The sequence below is a fragment of the Pseudomonas sp. NBRC 111124 genome (genome assembly GCF_001320245.1).
GTDB lineage: Bacteria > Pseudomonadota > Gammaproteobacteria > Pseudomonadales > Pseudomonadaceae > Aquipseudomonas.
The window spans coordinates 15,187-33,686 of the sequence record NZ_BCBA01000018.1; the positions used below are offsets into that span (position 1 = coordinate 15,187).

18 protein-coding genes are annotated in these 18,500 nt (G+C 63.9%); 5 read left to right on the forward strand and 13 right to left on the reverse strand.

The window, feature by feature from the left end; genetic code table 11:
• Positions 1–13: 13 nt before the first annotated feature.
• From APH28_RS09060 to APH28_RS09080, 5 genes are all read right to left on the reverse strand, one after another.
• Positions 14–808, reverse strand: coding sequence for an SDR family NAD(P)-dependent oxidoreductase (locus APH28_RS09060; RefSeq protein ID WP_060508610.1), 795 nt, complete (start codon positions 806–808; stop codon positions 14–16).
• 13 nt (positions 809–821) lie between these two features.
• A complete protein-coding gene (locus tag APH28_RS09065; protein ID WP_060508611.1) occupies positions 822–2,276 on the reverse strand; it encodes an efflux transporter outer membrane subunit in 1,455 nt (484 codons plus the stop codon).
• The gene (locus tag APH28_RS09070) at positions 2,273–3,334 is read right to left on the reverse strand and encodes an HlyD family secretion protein (protein WP_060508612.1); all 1,062 of its coding nucleotides are present in this window, start codon (positions 3,332–3,334) and stop codon (positions 2,273–2,275) included. Before APH28_RS09070 ends, APH28_RS09065 begins: the two co-directional genes overlap by 4 nt.
• Positions 3,335–3,361: 27 nt before the next feature.
• Positions 3,362–4,903 (reverse strand): MFS transporter, encoded by a 1,542-nt coding sequence (locus APH28_RS09075; protein ID WP_060508613.1) that lies wholly within the window; start codon positions 4,901–4,903, stop codon positions 3,362–3,364.
• A gap of 110 nt (positions 4,904–5,013) precedes the next feature.
• Positions 5,014–5,922: a LysR family transcriptional regulator gene (locus APH28_RS09080; protein ID WP_060508614.1), complete on the reverse strand. Its 909-nt coding sequence runs from the start codon at positions 5,920–5,922 to the stop codon at positions 5,014–5,016.
• 269 nt (positions 5,923–6,191) lie between these two features.
• Here APH28_RS09080 and APH28_RS09085 point away from each other — a divergent pair, with 269 nt between their 5' ends.
• The 3 genes from APH28_RS09085 to APH28_RS09095 all read left to right on the forward strand — a co-directional run bounded on the left by APH28_RS09085 (position 6,192) and on the right by APH28_RS09095 (position 7,537).
• Positions 6,192–6,638: a universal stress protein gene (locus tag APH28_RS09085; RefSeq protein WP_060508615.1), complete on the forward strand. Its 447-nt coding sequence runs from the start codon at positions 6,192–6,194 to the stop codon at positions 6,636–6,638.
• A gap of 93 nt (positions 6,639–6,731) precedes the next feature.
• On the forward strand, positions 6,732–7,058 hold the full coding sequence (locus APH28_RS09090; protein WP_060508616.1) for a type II toxin-antitoxin system PrlF family antitoxin: 327 nt from the start codon (positions 6,732–6,734) through the stop codon (positions 7,056–7,058).
• Positions 7,055–7,537 (forward strand): type II toxin-antitoxin system YhaV family toxin, encoded by a 483-nt coding sequence (locus APH28_RS09095; RefSeq protein ID WP_060508617.1) that lies wholly within the window; start codon positions 7,055–7,057, stop codon positions 7,535–7,537. Before APH28_RS09090 ends, APH28_RS09095 begins: the two co-directional genes overlap by 4 nt.
• A 6-nt stretch (positions 7,538–7,543) precedes the next feature.
• Here the strand turns inward: APH28_RS09095 and APH28_RS09100 are convergent, their stop codons facing one another.
• Genes APH28_RS09100 through APH28_RS09115 form a run of 4 tightly spaced genes read right to left on the reverse strand, consistent with a single transcriptional unit; the run spans position 7,544 to position 12,308 of the window.
• The gene (locus APH28_RS09100; protein ID WP_060508618.1) at positions 7,544–8,404 is read right to left on the reverse strand and encodes an HlyD family secretion protein; all 861 of its coding nucleotides are present in this window, start codon (positions 8,402–8,404) and stop codon (positions 7,544–7,546) included.
• Positions 8,405–8,414: 10 nt separating this feature from the next.
• Positions 8,415–8,615, reverse strand: a complete 201-nt coding sequence (locus tag APH28_RS09105) for a DUF1656 domain-containing protein (protein WP_008097766.1) — start codon at positions 8,613–8,615, stop codon at positions 8,415–8,417.
• Positions 8,605–10,782 carry an FUSC family protein gene (locus APH28_RS09110; RefSeq protein WP_060508619.1) on the reverse strand — a complete coding sequence of 726 codons (2,178 nt, stop codon included), beginning with the start codon at positions 10,780–10,782 and terminating at the stop codon, positions 8,605–8,607. Before APH28_RS09110 ends, APH28_RS09105 begins: the two co-directional genes overlap by 11 nt.
• Positions 10,779–12,308 (reverse strand): efflux transporter outer membrane subunit, encoded by a 1,530-nt coding sequence (locus tag APH28_RS09115; protein ID WP_060508620.1) that lies wholly within the window; start codon positions 12,306–12,308, stop codon positions 10,779–10,781. The genes APH28_RS09110 and APH28_RS09115 overlap by 4 nt, the downstream gene beginning before the upstream one ends.
• A gap of 180 nt (positions 12,309–12,488) precedes the next feature.
• Here APH28_RS09115 and APH28_RS09120 point away from each other — a divergent pair, with 180 nt between their 5' ends.
• Together APH28_RS09120 and APH28_RS09125 are read left to right on the forward strand one after the other, a co-directional pair.
• Positions 12,489–13,436: a LysR family transcriptional regulator gene (locus APH28_RS09120; protein WP_060508621.1), complete on the forward strand. Its 948-nt coding sequence runs from the start codon at positions 12,489–12,491 to the stop codon at positions 13,434–13,436.
• An 82-nt stretch (positions 13,437–13,518) separates the two neighbouring features.
• A complete protein-coding gene (locus APH28_RS09125) occupies positions 13,519–14,493 on the forward strand; it encodes a D-glycerate dehydrogenase (protein ID WP_060508622.1) in 975 nt (324 codons plus the stop codon).
• A gap of 114 nt (positions 14,494–14,607) precedes the next feature.
• On the opposite strand, the gene APH28_RS09130 is transcribed toward APH28_RS09125, so the two are convergent.
• The 4 genes from APH28_RS09130 to APH28_RS09145 form a co-directional block, all read right to left on the reverse strand.
• Complete coding sequence (locus APH28_RS09130) at positions 14,608–15,546, reverse strand: glycosyltransferase family 2 protein (RefSeq protein ID WP_060508623.1); 939 nt, start codon at positions 15,544–15,546, stop codon at positions 14,608–14,610.
• Positions 15,543–15,911, reverse strand: a complete 369-nt coding sequence (locus APH28_RS09135) for a GtrA family protein (protein WP_060508624.1) — start codon at positions 15,909–15,911, stop codon at positions 15,543–15,545. The genes APH28_RS09130 and APH28_RS09135 overlap by 4 nt, the downstream gene beginning before the upstream one ends.
• The gene (locus tag APH28_RS09140) at positions 15,908–17,368 is read right to left on the reverse strand and encodes a glucosyltransferase domain-containing protein (RefSeq protein ID WP_060508625.1); all 1,461 of its coding nucleotides are present in this window, start codon (positions 17,366–17,368) and stop codon (positions 15,908–15,910) included. Before APH28_RS09140 ends, APH28_RS09135 begins: the two co-directional genes overlap by 4 nt.
• A 120-nt stretch (positions 17,369–17,488) precedes the next feature.
• Positions 17,489–18,388, reverse strand: coding sequence for a DMT family transporter (locus tag APH28_RS09145; RefSeq protein ID WP_060508626.1), 900 nt, complete (start codon positions 18,386–18,388; stop codon positions 17,489–17,491).
• Between the last annotated feature and the right edge of the window lie 112 nt (positions 18,389–18,500).

Genomic DNA, 18,500 nt, shown 5'->3' on the forward strand with positions numbered 1-18,500 from the left:
AGGCGACAAAAAATCAGGCAATGGAACGCAGTACCCCGCCATCCACCCGCAAGGCAGCCCCGGTAGTGGCACTGGCCTGCGTGGATGCCAGGTACACGACCATGTTTGCCACTTCCTCGACAGTCGCCAACCGCTTGATCAACGAAGTCGGCCGGTGCTCGGCCAGGAAGTTGGCCTCCAGCTCATCGGTGGAAACCCCCTGCTCCTGCGCCAGCTTGGCGAAGAAGTCGCCCACTCCCTCCGAGCGGGTCGGCCCCGGCAGCACCGCATTCACCGTTACCCCGGTACCGGCCAGCGTCTCGGCCAGGCCACGGGACACTGCCAGCAGCGCCGTCTTGGTCATGCCGTAATGGATCATTTCGGTCGGGATCTGCAACGCCGACTCACTGGACAGGAAGATCACCCGCCCCCACGTGCGCTGCGTCATGCCCTGGGCGTAATGGCGCGACAAGCGCACAGCGCTGAGCACGTTGACGTCGAAGAAGCGCTGCCAGTCGGCATCATCGATTTCGAAGAACGGCTTGGGCTCGAAGATGCCGAGGTTGTTGACCAGAATATCGGTGTGCGGTACTTGGTCGAAGAGCTTCTGCGCACCCTTCTGGGTGCCCAGGTCGGCGGCGATGCCGATGATGCGCGCTTGCGGCAGACGCTCGCGTACCACCTTGAGTGCTTCATCGACACGGGCCTGAGTACGGCCGTTGAGTACCACTTCGGCACCCGCCTCGGCCAGGCCGATGGCAATGGCCAGGCCGATGCCCGCGGTGGAACCGCTGAGGATGGCGCGCTTGCCGTTCAAGGAAATGTGCATCTGTGCTCCCTCTCTAACTGTGAGAATTCTGCGGCTGCTCATCGAATGCCTGCCAGCCACCGCCCAAGGCCTTGTACAGGCCCACCAGCGCCTGCGACACCGCGGCCGAACTGTCGATCCACTGTTCTTCGCTGGCCAGCAAGGCACCCTGCACGGTCAGCACGTTGAGAAAGTCCACCGCACCTTCCACATACTGGCGCTGGGCGGTTTCCAGGGCGATGCGGTTCTGCCGCACCGCTTCGGCCAGGTGGTCGCGACGCAACTGACTGGCGTTGTACAGGCGTAGCACATCGTCGATCTCGTGCCAGGCGCCGAGCACCACTTTGCGGTAGTTCAGTGCCGCTTCCTGCTGCTGCGCCTCGCGCAGTTGCAAGGTGCCCTTAAGCCGGCCGCCCTCGAATATCGGCAACGACAACTGCGGGCCGAAGGCGAAGCGACGCGAATCCCAGCCGCCAAAATCGGCCAGCTGCATGGCCTGGAAGCCGACGCTGCCGGACAAACGGATGCTTGGGTAGAAATCGGCCTTGGCGACACCGATGCTCGCGGTGGCGGCATGCAGGCGCGCTTCGGCCTGGCGGATGTCCGGGCGGCGCTCGGCCAGTTCGGACGGCAAGCCGATGGCGAACGTCTGCTGCGGTGCCGGCAGCTCACCGCCCGGCAGCAACTCGGCCTGCAGGCTGCGCGGCGGCTCGGCGGCGAGCAGGCTGAGGGCGTTGATCAGGTCGTCGCGCCGGGCTTCCAGGCTTGGCAGGCGTGCTTCGATGGAGGCGACCTGGGCACTGGCCTGTGCCACGTCGAGCCGGGTGGCGACGCCTTCGGCCTGACGGTCCTGGGAAAGCTTCAGGCTGTGCTCGGCGACCTTGAGGTTGTCGCGGGTCACGTCCAAGGTATGTTGCACGGCGCGCAGCTGGATGTAGTTGCCGGCGGTTTCCGAAAGCAGCGCCAGCAGCACGCCACGGCGGTCGTTCTCGGCCACTTCCACGGAGGCGTCGGCCGCTTCCACCTGGCGCCGCACGCGGCCCCAGAGGTCCAGCTCCCAACCGGCGACCAGGTCGCCCTGCCAGAGGTTGAAGGCTGACTTACCGGCGTTGCCAGAGGGGTCGCTCAGGCCTTGGGCGCTGTTGCGGGCGCGGCTGTAATCGACATTGGCATCGACCGACGGTGTCTCATCGGCCGCTACCGTGCTGCGCAGGGCGCGGCTCTGCAACAGGCGCGCACTGGCCATCTGCAGGTCGAGGTTGTTGTCGGCAACGCGCTGGATCAATGCGCTCAGGCGGGCATCATGAAAGGTTTCCCACCAACGCAGCTCCAGCGGTTCAGCGTGTGGCTGGCTGGCAGCGGCTTCGCCTTGCAGCGCTGCCCAGTGCTGTGGTGCCTGGCTGGCGGGGCGCTGGAAGTCCGGCCCAAGGCTGCAGCCGGCCATCAGCACGGCCAGCAGCAGCGGGCTCAAGCGTACGGCAGGTTTCATCGCGCGCTCACCTCTTTGCCGGCCAGCTTGTCGCCCTGGGTGTCGATGGTCGCTTCGACCGACATACCTACGCGCAGGCGTTCGAGCAGCGGTTGGCCGTCATCGAAGACGATCTTCACCGGAATGCGCTGCACCACCTTGGTGAAGTTGCCGGTGGCGTTGTCCGGCTTCACCGCAGCGAAGGTCACGCCGGTAGCCGGGGCGATACTCTCGACATGGCCCTTGAGGGTTTCACCCGAGAAGGTGTCGACGCTAATGCTGACCGGCTGGCCGGGCTGCACGTGGGTCAGCTGGGTTTCCTGGAAGTTGCCGACCACATAGGCATGCTGCAGCGGCACCACCGACAGCAGGCGTGCACCTGGGTTGACGAAGGCGCCGACGCGCAGCGCGCGCTCCCCGACCATGCCGTCGATCGGCGCGGTGATACGGGTGTAGGACAGGTCCAGCTGGGCCTTTTCCAGGCCTGCTTCGGCACGTTTCAATTGGCCATCGGCACTGGCCACCTGGGCCGTGAGGATGTCCACTTGCTTGCGTGTTGCCACCAGCGCCGCCTGGGCATTGGCCAGCCGTGCACGGGCCTGGTCGACCCGGCTGCGCGCCTGCTGGGCGTTCTGCACGGTACCGGCGCCCTGCTCGGCCAGGCGGCTGTAGCGGTTGACCTCATGGTCGGCGAACGCGGCTTCAGCCTGGGCCGCCGTCACTGCCGCCTGGGCCTGAGCAATCAGTGCAGCCTGGCGCTCCAGGGTGGCACGGGCATCGGCGCTCTGCGCCTTGGCCACCAGCAGTTGGGCCTGGGCGGCATCCAGCGCGGCCTGGTAGTCACGTGCATCGATGGTCGCCAGCAACTGGCCAGCCTGCACCTGCTGATTATCTTCGACCAGCACTTCCTTGATGAAACCGGCGACCTTGGGTGCGACCACGGTGTAATCGGCGATCACATAGGCATCGTTGGTGCGCTGCCGGTGGTCGCTACCGAACAGCCAGGGGCCGACGATACCGGCCAGCACGGCCACGGCGAGCACCGAGCCGATGAGAAGGGTTTTGCGGTTGTTGGTCATGTTCAGTGTCTCGAATTCATCCAGGGTTCAGGCCACCGCGCGCGGCGGATAGACCCGGGTAGGCACGAATGGGATCAGGCAGATCAGGGCCACGGCGATGCAAGCCATGACCAGGTACAGGTCGGCCGAAGTCAGCACCAGCGCCTGGTCGTGAATACGTTTGGCCAGGCCCACGGCGTTGTCGTCGATCAGCGGGGCATTGCCCAGGCTGTCCACCAGGTGATTGGAATGGAAGTGCCGGCGCAGCGTGCCCAAGGCATCCAGCAGACCACTGGCTATCACGGCAGCCAGGCCCTTGACGGTGTTGAACCAGCCGGAAGCGAACGGGCCCTCCTGCGGGGTCATCCCGTTGGTTGAGAGCATCAGCAGCGGCAGCACGGCCATTGGCTGGCCGAATACCTGCAGCAGGTAGAACGGGTAGAAGTCGCCGCGAATCCACTCGCTGGTCAGCAGGCTACTGCCCGCGCACGACACCGCCAGCATGGCCAAGCCGGTGGCGAGCACCCAACGGCAGTCCACTGCACGGATATTGCACAGCGCTGCAGTCAGCGGCAGGGCGATCAGCTGTGGCATGGCCACCAGCATCATCAGCGGGCTGGTCTGCGCCGGGCGGTAACCCTGGATCTGCGCCAGGTAAGCCGATGGAATGCTGCCTACGCCGGACAGCACGATGAGCACGCCAGCCAGCGTCACCAAGGCGAAGCTGAGGTTGCGCCGCTGCAGCATGCGCAGCTGGAAGAACGGCAGCGGCTCGGACCATTCGTTGTACATGAACAGCACCAGCAGCAGCACGCCACCGCCCAGCAACCAGCAGATCAACGGCGAATCGAACCAGCCCCAACGGTCGCCCAGCGACAAGCCGAGTACGATGCAGCTGATGGCTGGCAGGCCGAGCAACACGCCGCGCCAGTCGAACTGCTTGAAACGCTCCAGGCGCAGCGGGTCCTGCGGTAAGCCCCAGCCGACACAGAACATGGCCAGCGCCGAGGGCAGGATGATCTGCCAGAACGCCCACTGCCAGCCGACGTATTCAGTCCACAGGCCAGCCAGCGGCGTGCCGAGGTTGGGCCCGAAGGTTGCGGTCAAGGCGTAGCAGGCCAGGCCGTAGACCTTGATGCCAGGTGGCAGGAAGCGCAGCGCCACGCTCATCAGCATCGGCGGCAAGGCGCCCGAGGCGAAGCCCTGGAGCACGCGCAGCAGCATCAGGCTGTGCAGGTTGGGGGCAAACGGTTGCAGCAAGCCGAGCACGGCGAACAGGCCGACCGCACTCATGGTGAAGCGGCGCAGGGAAAAGGTGGTGGCAAGCCAAGGGGCGAAGGCCATGGCCGATACCGAAGCGGCGCTGTAAACGGCCAGCAGCCAGGCGCCTTCGTCGGCACCGATGCCCATGGCACCGCGGATATCGGCGAGAGAGATCTTGGTGACCGACTCGTTGAGGCCAGCGCAGAGCACCGCCAACAGTACGCCGAACAGCCCGACCACCACCCGCAGGCCGAACGCCGTCTGCGCAGGCGCGGCCGGCGCGGGGGCGACGGCAATCGCGGCAGAAGGGGCGGACAGGGAACTCATGGGCAGACATCTCCAGCAACAAATTTGCGACTGGAGCAAGTCTAAGAAGGTCGAATGCTGACGAAAACTGACTTCTCGGCAGGTTTAAGTTGCGCCAGGCGCAATCCGGCTCAAGGATCGACGCTACAACAGGCCTTCAAGGTCTGGCGCAGCCAGCGATGCGCCGGGTCGTTATGAAAGCGCGGGTGCCAGGCCTGCAGTACCGTCACCCGCTCCAGCGGCACCGGGATCTCGAACGAGCGCAACGGCAGCCCGAGCTTGTGCACGCTGTTGAGGATATTGGCCGGCATTGGCAGGATCAGGTCGGAATCCGGCAGGGAGAACAGCGCCGAGTGAAAGCTCGGAGTGATCAGCGCCACCCGCCGCTGCACCTTGAAGTTAGCCAGTTCGACATCGATCGGCCCGTTGGCGCGGCCACGGCGGGACACGCTGATCTGTGGATAACTGGCAAAGCTGTCAGGGGTGATGGCTTGGTCGAAGATCGGATGATCGCGTCGGGCCAGGCCGACATAGTAAGTCTGGAACAGGCTCTGCACCTTGATCTCCGGGCCGAGGTCGACGGTCGAGCTGATGATCAGGTCGGTGCGCCCATCGCGCAGCACGCTGTCGTCATCGCCACCGGGGCTTTCCGGTACGAAACGCAGCACCGTGCGCGGTGCCTGTTCGTGCATGCGCCGTAACAGCTGGGCGCCATACAACGCGATGAACAGGTCATTGGTGCGAATGTTGAAGGCGCGATCGAGCCGAGGCAGGTCGACTTCATCGGCACTGCGGAACACCTCACCGGCCTGCTCCACCAGCGCCGCCACCTGCTCACGCAGGGCCAGCGCCCGCGGCGTCGGCACCAGACCACGGCCGGCACGCACCAGGATCGGGTCGCCCAGGGCATCACGGATACGCCCCAAGGTGCGGCTCATCGCCGCCGGGCTCAGGTTCATGCGCTGCGCGGCGCCGACCACGCTGCCTTCATCGAGCAGGGCATCGAGGGCGACGAGCAGGTTCATGTCCGGGAGTTGCATGGCCGTTTTCCGTTACAGCTGTGGGAAAGGCGATGTTAGCAGGTTGGCCGATTGCACCAGACGCAATGCGCTCGTGCGTGGTGAGGCATTTATTCAGTGAGTGAATTGAGCCAAGAATGATGGATGGCAGGTTCGGCCCTTTCGCGGGCGAGCCCGCTCCCACAGGGACAGCACAGGACTTGAAGCCTACGGTGTACCTGTGGGAGCGGGCTTGCCCGCGAAGAGGCCCGGACAGGCAACCACTCAGCCAGCTGCAAACAAGGATCTCCATGCCCAGCCCCGTCCTGATCGCCATCGATGCCTCACCCGCTTACGCCGCCCTGCTCACTCCCGCCCGCCGCTACTGCCGCCCCGGCGAACACGAACTGCACGTGCTGCTGGCGATCGACTCGACCTTTGCAGTGCACGACAAGCCCGCGCCCTACACCGCCGAGGAACTGGAGGAATACCCCGCCGCCTGCGAGGAACAACGACTGGGCGACCGCGCCGTGGCCGAAGCGGTGGCGCTGCTGCAACAGGCCGGTTTCAGCAGCCAGGGCTGCATGGTCGCCGGGCAGCCGGTCGAGGCGATTGTCGCCAAGGTACAAGAACTGGATTGCGAGCTGATCATCATGGGCCACCGCCACCTGTCGCGACTGGGGCGATTGCTGGATCCGTCGATCAGCGCGAAGGTGATTGACCGGGTCAAGGTGCCGGTGTTGGTGGGGGCTGCTTGAACCGCTGATCAGTCAGGTAATGCGACTGCATTGACCAGACAATGCGATCGCATTACCTTGATGGGCGTTGTTGCAACCCTATGGACACTACCCATGGCTACCACCTTCGAAGTCGAGTCCACGTTGACCGATCGCTACCAGACCACCGTTCCTGAAACAGTGCGTCGTGCACTGGGTTTGAAAAAGCGTGACAAGATCCATTACTCGATTCGCCCTGACGGTGGGGTGATACTTACCCGCGCGGAGGCAACCGAAGACGATCCCGTGCTAGGCCAGTTCCTGAACTTTCTGGCTCACGATATCGCAACCAATCCCCAACGGCTGCAGGTTGTCGATGCCGACCTCATCGCTCGCCTCGACACGCTCGTGGGGGATGCAGAGGTCGACCTGGATCAACCTCTGTCGGCGGAAGATGAATGAGTGATGCGAACAGGAAGCCGCTTGTAATTCATGGATGGACCGTTTTTGCCCACCCGCTGTTCCTGGCCAAACTGGAAGCGCTCAGCGCGCAAGTTCAGGCCCAGATGCAGAGAGATCCAGCGGGTTATACGAAGAAGAATGCATTCAAGCGGCTGGCGGCAATCAGACGCTTGGCATTTGATGTGATCCCCCAGGACCCGACCAAAGCGGAGTATCGACAGGGCACGACGCTGGGTGATGACCACAAGCACTGGTTCAGAGCAAAGTTCTTCCAGCAATACCGGTTGTTCTTTCGCTACCACACTGCCAGTCGCATCATCGTGCTGGCGTGGGTCAATGACGAATCTTGCAAGCGGGCCTACGACAGCAGTGACGACGCTTACAAAATTTTCCAGAAGATGCTGCTAAGCGGCCGCCCTCCGGACGATTGGGATCAATTGCTGCTAGAGTCCGGGCCTGCGTATGTCAGGCCCGACTAGCAGCATTTACTCCTCGCCCGGCTTCACCACCACCGTACAGGTCGTCCCCGCCGCCAGCAGGAACCCGTCCGGCACTTCATCGATGTGGATCCGCACCGGCACCCGCTGCGCCAGGCGCACCCAGTTGAAGGTCGGGTTCACGTCGGCGATCAGCTCGCGGCTCTGTGGATTGTCGCGGTCGTAGATGCCGCGGGCGATGCTCTCCACATGGCCCTTGATGCGCTCACCACTCATCATCTGCAGCTCGGCCTGGTCGCCGACCTTCACATGCGGCAGCTTGGTCTCCTCGAAGAAGCCGTACACCCAGAACGAGTTCTCGTCGACCACCGCCATCACCGCTTCACCGGTCCGCGCATAGTCGCCCTTGTGGATGTTCAGGTTGGTCACGTAGCCGTCCACGGTGGCGACGATATGGGTGCGTTTGAGGTTCAGCTCGGCCGCTGCCAGTTCGGCAAGGGCCTGTTGGTAGTCGGCTTGGGCGGAGTTGGCGATGTTGCTGGCGTCGTCGCGGTTTTCCTTGGAGATCACCAGGTTGTCCATGTCGGCGCGGCGCTTGGCGTTGACCTTGCGCATCTCCCAGGTGGCCTTGCGTGAAGCGACCAGGGCCTTGGCCTGGTCGACCGCCAGCAGGTAATGCTCAGGGTCGATCTGGATCAGCAGGTCGCCCTTTTTCACCCGCTGGTTGTCCTTGACCGGCACATCCACCACATAGCCCGGCACGTCGGCGGCGACGTTGATGATGTCGGCGCGCACGCGGCCGTCACGGGTCCACGGTGTGGTCATGTAATGCAGCCACAACTGGCGACCGATCACCACGGCAGCGGTCAGCACCAACAAGGTGGCGATCAGGCTGAAAAACTTTTTCATCGAAGGATTCTCACCAGTAGAGCGACAGCGCCAGGGCGCCGAACAGGCAGACGAACAGGCTCAGGCGCAGCAGCGCCGGGTGCCAGAAGAAGCGGTAGCCATCATGGCTGGCGATGAACCGGTCCAGGCCCCAGGCCAGGCCCAGGGCGAACAGAAACATCAGGGTCATGGTGGGCATGTACACGCCATGGAAGGCGATTTCACGGGGCATGATTCAATCCTTTCGCCGGTGCCAGTGGCGACTGTGGGTCCAGCAGGGAAGAACGGATGAAGTGCAGGTAGCTCTGCGCACGGCGCAGCACCGAGGTGTCGAAGTGCCGGGCAAACGGTTCGTCGGTGGCCTGCACGCAGGCGATGGCGTGGTCCACCGCGACCAGGGCACGTTCGTGGTTGCTGGCGCTGGGCTGCAGGAACAGGCGGGCCAGGGCGCGGCCCATGACGCGAATGGCCTGGCGCCACGGCTGCGACTCGGCGTAGGCCGGGTGGATCGGCGCGCGGTCCTGCTCCTTGCGCAGCTCGATGATGGCGTGGCCGATTTCCAGCACGGTGAACATCCAGCCCATCAGCTGGCTCTGTACCTGCGGCTTGCCGGCAGCCAGGCCATAGGCCTGGTGCAACAGGTCGCGAGTGCGGCTTTCGAAGGCCGAACCTATGCCGCGCAGGCGCCCGCTGATGGCGAACAGCACCTGTTCACGCAGTTCCTGCTCCAGCCGGCTCCACAGCCAGCGGCTGTTCGGCGGCAGGATGATCGCACCCGCTGCAGCGCAGACGAACATGCCGATGACCATGCCGATGTAGTCGTTGATGAAGCTGTACGGGTCGTAGACGGTCAGGTTGTTCGGCACCGAGCCGATGGCGAAGAACACCAGCAGGCCGATGCCGTAACCGGCGTACGCCGGCCGCGACGAGAGGAAGGCACCGAGCACGAAGACCGGCGCCAGGACCATGCACAGCAGCGGGAAACCGTCGATCCAGGGGAACACGAAGAAGGTTTCGAAGAAGCCGATGAAGGCACCGATCGCCGTGCCGCAGGCCATCTGGAACGACATGCGCTTGGGGTTAGGCGAAGCGGCCGAAAGGCCCACGGTGACAGTGGCGATCAGGGTCATCATGGCGCCGCTGGGCCAGTCGCTCATCAGCCAGTAGCTGCCCAGTAGCAACAGCACCGCCGACGCACGCACACCGGCAGCCAGCGACACCAGCCAGCTGGTCTGTGCTACGTAAGGCTCGTCCCACTGCTCGCGTTCGTGCTTGTGCGCGGCCAGCGAGGCGTGGGTTTCGGCGTAGCTGTACATCTCGTCGACAAAGCGGTAGAGCAGCTCGAACGCAGTGTGGAAATCGAGCAGGTCGGATTCGCTGGGCTGGGTTGCCACATAGTCGGCCCGCAGGCCACGCACCTGCGCCTGCAAGCCTTCCTTGTAGGCCGCCAGCTCCAAGGTCAGGCGCAGCGCATCGGCGTCGGTCAACGCCCGGCCCACATAGGGCTGCAACAGCTCTACCAAAGTGTTCAGGCCCGGCTCGATGGCGCCGACGATCTGCAGTGGGCCGCGGGCGCGCAGGCGCTCCAGCAGGCGGTGCAAGGCGTTGAAGCGTGTGGTGATGGCCATGAACTCGCTGTTCATGCGCACCAGGCGGCCAGAGCGGCGACGCATGTGCGGGTCTTCGAAGGCGGTGACGTTGCGCAGGCTTTCCAGGCCCACCGCCTCGGCGACGAAGCGCACGTTGCTGCTCTCGAAACGGTCGCGCTGGCTATCGCCGCGCAGGGCTTCGACCACCACTCCGGCGAATACGCCAAAACGCTGGTACAAGGCGTTGCGCATGGCGGCACTGGCCGACTGCGGCAAAATCGCGGCGCTGACGAAGGTCGACACCAAGATGCCCAGGGCGATCTCCAACACCCGCCACACCGCGGCCATGAAGGCCTGGTCCGGGTGCTGCAGCACCGGCAGGCCGATCATGGCCGCGGTGTAGCCGGCGAGGACGAAACCATAGGCGCGGAAGGTGCGGTAGCGCATGGCACCGGCCGAGCACAGGCCGACCCACACTGCCAGGCTGGGCAGGAACAGCTCGGTGTTCTGCGGGAAGATTGCGATCAGCGCGACCATCATCGCCGAGCCGGCCAAGGTGCCAAGCACCCGGTAGAAACTCTTGGCGAACACATGGCCGCTCTGCGGCTGCATGACGATGAACACGGTGATCATTGCCGTACGCGGTTGCGGCAGTTCCAGGCGCATAGCCAGCCACAGGGTGATGAACGCGGCCGCCAGCACCTTGAAGATGTAGACCCAGGTCACCCCGTCGGTGCGCGCCCAGGCAAAAAAGCCCCGGCGCCATTCGAGGCTCTGCAGCCAGCGCACGGGCAAACTGGAAGTGCTCATTCGGCGTTATCCGGCTTCTTGTCGAAAATGGCCAGGGTGGCCGGGGTTTTCGGTGCGGCCTGGCGCTCTTCCTTCGGCGCGTCCTGGCCGGCCTGCAGACCGCCGCCCAGGGCGGTGACCAGTTCGGCATGGGCGATCAGGCGCGCCGCCTGCACCTGCTGTTGCACCTGCTGTTGGCGGAACAGCAAGGTCTGCGCGTTGAGCACGTTGAGGTAGTCGGTCAGGCCGCGCTGGAAGGCCACCGTGGCGATGTCGTAGGTCTTCTGCGCCGCGGCCACCGACTCGGCGGCGAAGTGCGACTGTTCCTTCATCGATTCACGGCGGATCAGCTGGTCGGAGATGTTCTTCAACGCGCCGACCACGGTCTGGTTGTAGCGCGCCACGGCCACGTCATAACCCGCCGAGGCAACGCCCAGCTGTGAGCGCAGGCGGCCGCCGTCGAAGATCGGCAGGCTGATCGCCGGGCCGACGTTGTAGTTGAATTTGCGCCCGGTCAGAAATTCCAGCGGGCCACCACCGGTGGCCATGAAGCCGAGGCTGCCGATCAGGTCGACGTTGGGGAAGAAACCCGCATGGGCGACGTCGATGCCACGGGCCTGGGCCGCCACTTGCCAGCGGCTGGCGACCACGTCGGGGCGCTGGCCGACCAGTTCGGCGGGCAGGTTCGATGGCAACTGCAGCGGCGCCGCCAAGGTCAGGGTCGGACGCTGCAATTGCGCCCCCTCTCCAGGGCCCTTACCGGCCAGCGCCGCCAGCTGGTTGCGAGTCAGGGCGATTTCTTCGTCGAGGCTGTCGAGCTGACGATGGGTTTCAGGCAGCGGTGCCTCGGCCTGGCTGACCTCGAAATGGGTGCCGATGCCACCGTCCAGGCGGCGCTTGGCCAGGGCCAGGATCTGCTCCTGCTGCTCGAGCTCGGCCTTGACGATGTCGCGCTGGGCAAAATGCAGGCTCAGCTGAATGTAGGCACGCACCACGTTGTTCTGCAGTTCCAGCTGCGCCTGACGGGCCTCGGCCACGCTCATGTGCGCCTGGTCCACTGCCTGTTCGCTGGCGTTGCGCTCGCGGCCCCACAGGTCCAGCGCGTAGCTGAAGCCGAAGGCGGCGTTGTTGTCCCAGGTGTTGGCGCCGGACAGCGCGCCAGGGCCGTAGAACTGATCCTCGGGCCAGTTGTGCCGTTTGAGGGTGGCGTCACCGTTGACCTGGAGCTTTTCCGCCGACTCGACCACGCCGGCCATGGCCTTGGCTTCACGCACACGCGCCGCCGCCATGGCCAGGCTCGGACTACCGGCCACGGCCAGGTCGATCCAGCGGTCGAGTTGTGGGTCGCCATAGGCCTGCCACCAGCGCTGGTCGGGCCAGTGCGCGTCGCTGGCCGCTTCGCGTATGGCCGCGTCGGTGCTCAAGGTGTTGGCTTGCAGGGTCTTGCTTTGCGGGGCGATACCCCAGGTTCCGATACAGCCGCTCAAGGTGAAACTAAGGGCACAGGCACTGAACACTTGAAGCGTTCTGATGATGCGACGCGGCACAGCTGCGATTTCCCGAGGAAGAGGTGGAGGGGCCGGGCAATTCTAGGGGGCCGCCGCACTGGCGATAAGCGTATATTCCTGCGAATCTTTGTTACCGAAACAGCGATAATCCGGCTTTGGTCGAACGCACATTCGCGTTACTTCGTGACACAATTTTGTCCTCTACCTTGAGAGTGACCCATGGACACCCTGCAAAACATGCGTGCTTTCAGTTGCGTAGCCCAGCTAGGCAGCTTTACCGCCGCCGCGGCGCAACTGGATACGACCACCGCCAACGTGTCGCGGGCGGTCTCCAACCTGGAAGCCCATCTGCAAACCCGGCTGCTCAACCGCACCACCCGGCGCATCGCCCTGACCGAGGCAGGCAAGCGTTACCTGATGCGCTGTGAACAGATCCTTACCTATGTCGAAGAAGCCGAGGCCGAAGCCAGCGACGCCCATGCCCGGCCTGCCGGCCAGCTGAAGGTGCATTCGATGACCGGGGTCGGCCAGCATTTTGTGGTCGATGCCATTGCCCGCTACCGCGAGTCGCACCCGGACGTGACCTTCGACCTGACCATGGCCAACCGCGTGCCCGACCTGCTCGACGAGGGCTACGACGTGTCCATCGTGCTGGCCACCGAGCTGCCGGACTCCGGTTTCGTCTCGCAGCGCCTGGGCATCACCTACAGCATTGTCTGCGCCTCGCCCGAATACGTGGCCAAGCACGGTTTTGCACAAAAGCCGGTCGACCTGCTTAAGCATGCCTGCCTGCGCATGGTCAGCCCGGTGATCCCGCTGGAAAAGTGGCTGTTCGACGGCCCGGAAGGCCAGGAACTGGTGAACATCACCAGCTCGCCGTTCCAGGTCAACTCGGCGGATGCCATGAAAACCGCGATCCGCTGCGGCATGGGCATGGGCGTACTGCCGATCTACTCAGTGATCGATGGCTTGCGTGACGGCAGCCTGGTGCGGGTGATGCCGGAGTACCGGCTTCAGGAGCTGAACCTGTATGCCATCTACCCGTCGCGCCAATACCTGGATGCCAAGATCAAGACGTGGGTCGAGTACCTGCGCAACTCGCTGCCGGAGATTCTGGCGGCCCATGAGGCCGACCTGAAAACCCATGAGTTGCTGATCGCCAACTGAAAAAGCTGCTGCAAGGCGGCGGTGGACAATGGTAGGTTGCTAATCAATCAATCGACCCACCGCCTTGCAGAGAAGTTGCCCGATGAAAAAGACCGTCCTGGCCTTCAGCCGCATCACCCCGGCCATGGCCGAGCGCCTGCAGCAAGACTTCAACGTGATCGTGCCGAACCCCAAGCTCGGCGACATCAGTGCCCAGTTCAACGAAGCACTGCCAGAGGCCCACGGCCTGATCGGCGCCGGCCGCAAGCTCGGTCGCGCCCAGCTCGAAGGTGCGGGCAAGCTCGAAGTGGTGTCCAGCGTCTCGGTAGGCTTCGACAACTACGACGTCGAGTACTTCAACGAGCGCGGCATCGCCCTGACCAACACCCCCGACGTGCTCACCGAAAGCACCGCCGACCTGGGTTTCTCGCTGATCATGGGCTGCGCCCGCCGTACCGCCGAACTCGACGCCTGGACCAAGGCCGGCAACTGGCAGGCGACCGTTGCGCCATCGCACTTCGGTAGTGACGTGCATGGCAAGACGCTGGGCATCGTCGGCCTGGGCAACATCGGCGCCGCCATCGCCCGCCGTGGCCGCCTCGGCTTCAACATGTCGATCCTGTATGCCGGCAACAGCCGCAAGACTGCACTGGAGCAGGAACTGGGCGCCCAGTACCGCAGCCTGGAGCAACTGCTGGCGGAGTCTGACTTCGTCTGCCTGGTGGTGCCGCTGTCCGATGCCACGCGCAAGCTGATCGGCGCCCGTGAATTGAAGCTGATGAAACCGAGCGCGTTCCTGATCAATATCGCCCGGGGCCCGGTGGTCGACGAGGCGGCGTTGATCGAGGCGTTGCAGAACGGCACGATTCGCGGCGCCGGCCTGGATGTGTATGAAAAGGAGCCGCTGAGCGAATCGCCGCTGTTCCGGCTGCCCAATGCGCTGACCTTGCCGCACATCGGCTCGGCGACTGCCGAGACCCGTGAGGCAATGGCCAACCGCGCGATGGAGAACCTGCGTGCGGCGCTGCTGGGCGAGCGGCCGCGGGATCTGGTGAATCCCCAAGTGTGGAAGGGGTGATAGCTTTTTAGCGTCTGTACTGGCCTCTTCGCGGCTGAAGCCGCTCCTACAGAGACCCCACAATACCTGTGGGAGCGGCTTCAGCCGCGAAGAGGCCGGCACCGGCAATACACATCACCTGGGTTGCCGCCGCCTGCCCAGCACCTTTCTCACCACATACCGGGGCCGATGCTTGGTCTCTTGGTAAACCCGGCCGACGTACTCCCCCAATATCCCGATGCCGATCAACTGCACCCCACCGAGGAACAGAATCGCCGTCATCATCGAGGGATAGCCCGGCACATCATTGCCGTGCAGCATCTTGTCGACCAGCATGTACACGGCAAAGGCAAAGGCGAACAGCGACACCCCTGCCCCCACGTAGCTCCATAGCCGCAACGGCACGGTGCTGAACGAGGTGATGCCATCCAGTGCCAGGTTCCACAAGCGCCAGAAGCTGAACTTGCTGTTGCCCGCCGCGCGCTCCGGCCGGTCGTATTCGACGATCGCAGTGCGAAAACCCACCCACGACAATACACCCTTCATGAACAGCTGCTGCTCGGGCAACTGGCGGATCGCTGCCACCACCTTGCGGTCAAGCAGGCGGAAATCGCCGACGTTTTCTTCAATATGGGTGGAGGCGATGCGATTGTGCAGGCGATAGTAGAGACGCGCGCTCCAACGCTTGAGCGGCGTGTCGGCGGCGCGGCTGCGGCGCTTGGCCAGCACCACGTCGGCGCCATCATGCCAACGTTCGATCATCTGCGCGATGACGTCGACCGGGTCTTGCAGGTCGACATCGATCGGCACCACGGCATCGCCTTCGGCCAATTCAAGGCCGGCGAACAGCGCCGACTCCTTGCCGAAATTGCGCGAAAAATTGACCACCGTGACCCACTCGTCCCGCGCCGCCAACTCGGCGCAGATATCTTCGCTGGCATCGCTGCTGCCGTCATTGACGAACAGGATCTCCACAGTCACGTCCTGTAGCGTCGGCTCGCTGCGCACGGCGTCATAGAAGCGCTCCAGGGTGTCCTCTTCGTTGTACACCGGCACGATCAGGGTAATGTTCATGGCGCTTTCCGTCTGAATACCACGGTGTGCGAGAAGCAGTAGCCGGCGACCAGGCTGATTGCCGAGAAGGTCACCAGGGTCAGCAAGGGCGATAGGCCCGCCAGGTCGGAAAGGCCTCCCGTTGCCAGGCTGAGGCAGCCCATGCCAAGCAGGAACAGCAAATAGCGCTTGCCGGTTGGCCTGGAGGCGAAGGTGTAGCGGGCGTTGAGCTGGTAGGAGACGGTGGCGGCCACGGTAAAGGCCAGCAGATTGCTCGGTGCCTGCTTGAAGCCCAGCGTCAGGTGCAGACCCAGGAACACCAGCCAGTGCACCAACGTGTTGCCGATGCCGATCAACCCGTAGCGGGCAAAATGGTGCCAGGTCAATGGCCGTACCCCTCGGGGACCTTGACCAGCACGTAGACGTCATCGCCGACCCGATAGATGTCGTAGAGCCTGCTGGAGACCAGCGGTGTGGAACCCTGGGCCAGTACCTGCTGCCGGTCCAGCGGTGGCGGCCTATAGAACGTGTGCAGGTCGTCAATACCTGCCCGGGGCAGCATCTCCGGCAACACAACGTAGTTATAGGCATGAATCTTTGCCATGGCCGGCATGCTTTTCAGTGTTCCTTCAGCAGCCGGAATCCATGGACGCTCCAGCCAGAAGTCGAGCACGTAGTAGTGCCTGGCGCCATTGAGCGGTGGCCTCGACAGGTCCTGCGCCAATGCCTGGGCGTTGGCCTGATGCAGTTCTTTCTCAAGCGCCATCACCCGGCCATAGGCGTACGAGAATGACAGCATGAACAGTAACGGAACTGCCAGGGCCAGCAAGCGCAGCCGCGGCCATCGCGCCAGCGCACCGTGGTTAAGGTAGTGGAGCAACGTCAACAGCACGCCCAGCCCCATCAATACGCGCACCGAGTCTTCGAAATGCCTCAGCAGCAGGATGAGGCCGGGCACGCAGAGCAGAATCACCACCATCGGCATCAGCACGGCAGCCATCAATGCCAGCCGCTCGCCTGCGCCAAGCGGCCGCTGCCACACCTTCTGCAGACCACGCGACAGCATCAGCAGCGCCCCAAGCAGCAGCGCCACGAACAGCCAGGCATTGCCGGGGGTGATCAACAGGCCGACCACCCCGGCTGTCATACGCAGACGCAGCTGTATCTCCGTCAGCAATTGCCCATCCAGCGCCAGCATGCTGGAGCGCGTCGATATGACCATCCAGGCACTGCTGGCGTAGTACACGGCCACTGCTACCAACAACTGGCCGAAGCGCGAGGCCGCATGCCGCCAGACATCGCCAGCCCTGCCGTCATCCATGGCCCGGCGCATCACCTCGACTCCGCACAACCCGACGAACACGTTCATGCTGGGCTGGTAGAGTGCCGCAGCAGCAGCGACCAGCAGCATGCCGCCCAGCCAATAGCGCCAGCACCTGATATCCGTGGTGATTGCCCAGACCACCGCGGCCAGCGACAGCGCCATGGTCGCGCCGTCGTACTGATACGAGAGGTTTTGCAGGAAATACGGCTGATACCACAGTGGCAGCACCACCAGCACACCACTGAGCGTCGGTATCACAAACCACTGCCGCACCAGGCGGGCCAGCGCCAGCGCAGCGACCAGCACAGCCAGCAGTAATGGCAACGGGTAAAGGTTGATGGCGCCTGAAGCGAAGCTGAGCGCGGCAAACACCACGACCATCAGAGGCCGTCCAACGTCAGCCCAGTCGTTGCGCGCCAGTTGCTGGCGCGCATAGTCGTCGAGTAAAGGATGGTCCGCCATCAGTAACGGCAGGATGTGCAAGGCCAAAGCCACAACGCAAATCAACCAGAGTTGCATCTGCGTAAGTGGCCTGTCCCATGTCGATGCTGCTGCCATCTGCCTTCCCCGGCCAAGTCCTTCCGGCCAAGTCTAGTCAGCCCAGCAATCTGCGCATCTGTCATTATTGCCAGTTGCGCATCAGGTGCGCGCCAGTGCAGCAGAGGCTTTGACGCTTGGCTTGCGGAACACCAGCACATTGCCCGCCATCACCGCCACCAGGCCCAACAGCGCCGGTGTCGTCCACTGATACCCCTCGGCAAAGGCCGACACGTTCAGCGCAACAAGCGGGAACAGCACGGTGCAGTAGGCGGCCCGCTCCGGCCCCATGCGCCCGACCAGGGTCAGGTAGGCGGTGAAGCCGATCACCGAACCGGGGATGACCAGGTACAGCAGCGAGCCGATGTAGCGGGTATTCCATTCCATGGTGAAGGGGATGCCGCTGACCAGGCAATACACCGCCAGCATCAACGCGCCATAGACCATGCCCCAGGCATTGGTGGTCATGGGCTTGAGCCCGGCCTTCTGCTGCATGCTGGAAAGCATGTTGCCGGCCGAAAAGCACAGCGTGCCGAGCAGTGCCAGGCCCAGGCCGTAGAGGGTCTCGCGGCTGGCCGTGTGGTGCGAAAGCTCGGGCCAGAACAGCAGGCCCAGGCCGAGCAAGCCAAGCGCACCGCCAGCGAGGACATTGCTGGCGATCTTCTGGCCGAAGAAGATCCGGGCGTTAAGGGCATTCCACAGCGTGGCAGTCGAGAACACCACGGCGATCAGGCCGCTGGCGACCCATTGGCTGGCAGTGAGGAAGCACATGAAGTTGACGCAGAACAGGCACAAGCCCTGCGCCACGCAGATCAGGTGGCCGCGTCGGTTCATCGGTTGCAGGCGGCGGGTCAGCAGGAGCATGGCGAACAGGATCAGGCCGGCCAGGGCGAAGCGGTAGACAATCGATACCGGGATGGCGACCACCCCAAGCTGCAGTTTCAGGGCGATCCAGGTGGTGCCCCAGATGAGGACGGTGAGCAGGTACAAAGAGAGGTTCATGGCGGCGGTTCCTTGGGCCTTTCAAATTCAACGCCATCAGTGTTCTCCCAGACCTGCACCCTGCGCTTGCACAAACTTGCGCTTTTCCAGCCCAGGTAGCTGTCACCGGCAT

What these genes read in the sequence shown, in the direction of transcription:
- APH28_RS09060 (WP_060508610.1), bottom strand. Translation starts at nt 808, where the DNA reads ATGCACATTTCCTTGAACGGCAAGCGCGCCATCCTCAGCGGTTCCACC.
- APH28_RS09120 (WP_060508621.1), top strand. Translation starts at nt 12,489, where the DNA reads ATGGACACCCTGCAAAACATGCGTGCTTTCAGTTGCGTAGCCCAGCTA.
- APH28_RS09105 (WP_008097766.1), bottom strand. Translation starts at nt 8,615, where the DNA reads ATGCCCCGTGAAATCGCCTTCCATGGCGTGTACATGCCCACCATGACC.
- APH28_RS09065 (WP_060508611.1), bottom strand. Translation starts at nt 2,276, where the DNA reads ATGAAACCTGCCGTACGCTTGAGCCCGCTGCTGCTGGCCGTGCTGATG.
- APH28_RS09140 (WP_060508625.1), bottom strand. Translation starts at nt 17,368, where the DNA reads ATGCAACTCTGGTTGATTTGCGTTGTGGCTTTGGCCTTGCACATCCTG.
- APH28_RS09110 (WP_060508619.1), bottom strand. Translation starts at nt 10,782, where the DNA reads ATGAGCACTTCCAGTTTGCCCGTGCGCTGGCTGCAGAGCCTCGAATGG.
- APH28_RS09090 (WP_060508616.1), top strand. Translation starts at nt 6,732, where the DNA reads ATGGCTACCACCTTCGAAGTCGAGTCCACGTTGACCGATCGCTACCAG.
- APH28_RS09080 (WP_060508614.1), bottom strand. Translation starts at nt 5,922, where the DNA reads ATGCAACTCCCGGACATGAACCTGCTCGTCGCCCTCGATGCCCTGCTC.
- APH28_RS09130 (WP_060508623.1), bottom strand. Translation starts at nt 15,546, where the DNA reads ATGAACATTACCCTGATCGTGCCGGTGTACAACGAAGAGGACACCCTG.
- APH28_RS09100 (WP_060508618.1), bottom strand. Translation starts at nt 8,404, where the DNA reads ATGAAAAAGTTTTTCAGCCTGATCGCCACCTTGTTGGTGCTGACCGCT.
- APH28_RS09070 (WP_060508612.1), bottom strand. Translation starts at nt 3,334, where the DNA reads ATGACCAACAACCGCAAAACCCTTCTCATCGGCTCGGTGCTCGCCGTG.
- APH28_RS09095 (WP_060508617.1), top strand. Translation starts at nt 7,055, where the DNA reads ATGAGTGATGCGAACAGGAAGCCGCTTGTAATTCATGGATGGACCGTT.
- APH28_RS09075 (WP_060508613.1), bottom strand. Translation starts at nt 4,903, where the DNA reads ATGAGTTCCCTGTCCGCCCCTTCTGCCGCGATTGCCGTCGCCCCCGCG.
- APH28_RS09085 (WP_060508615.1), top strand. Translation starts at nt 6,192, where the DNA reads ATGCCCAGCCCCGTCCTGATCGCCATCGATGCCTCACCCGCTTACGCC.
- APH28_RS09125 (WP_060508622.1), top strand. Translation starts at nt 13,519, where the DNA reads ATGAAAAAGACCGTCCTGGCCTTCAGCCGCATCACCCCGGCCATGGCC.
- APH28_RS09145 (WP_060508626.1), bottom strand. Translation starts at nt 18,388, where the DNA reads ATGAACCTCTCTTTGTACCTGCTCACCGTCCTCATCTGGGGCACCACC.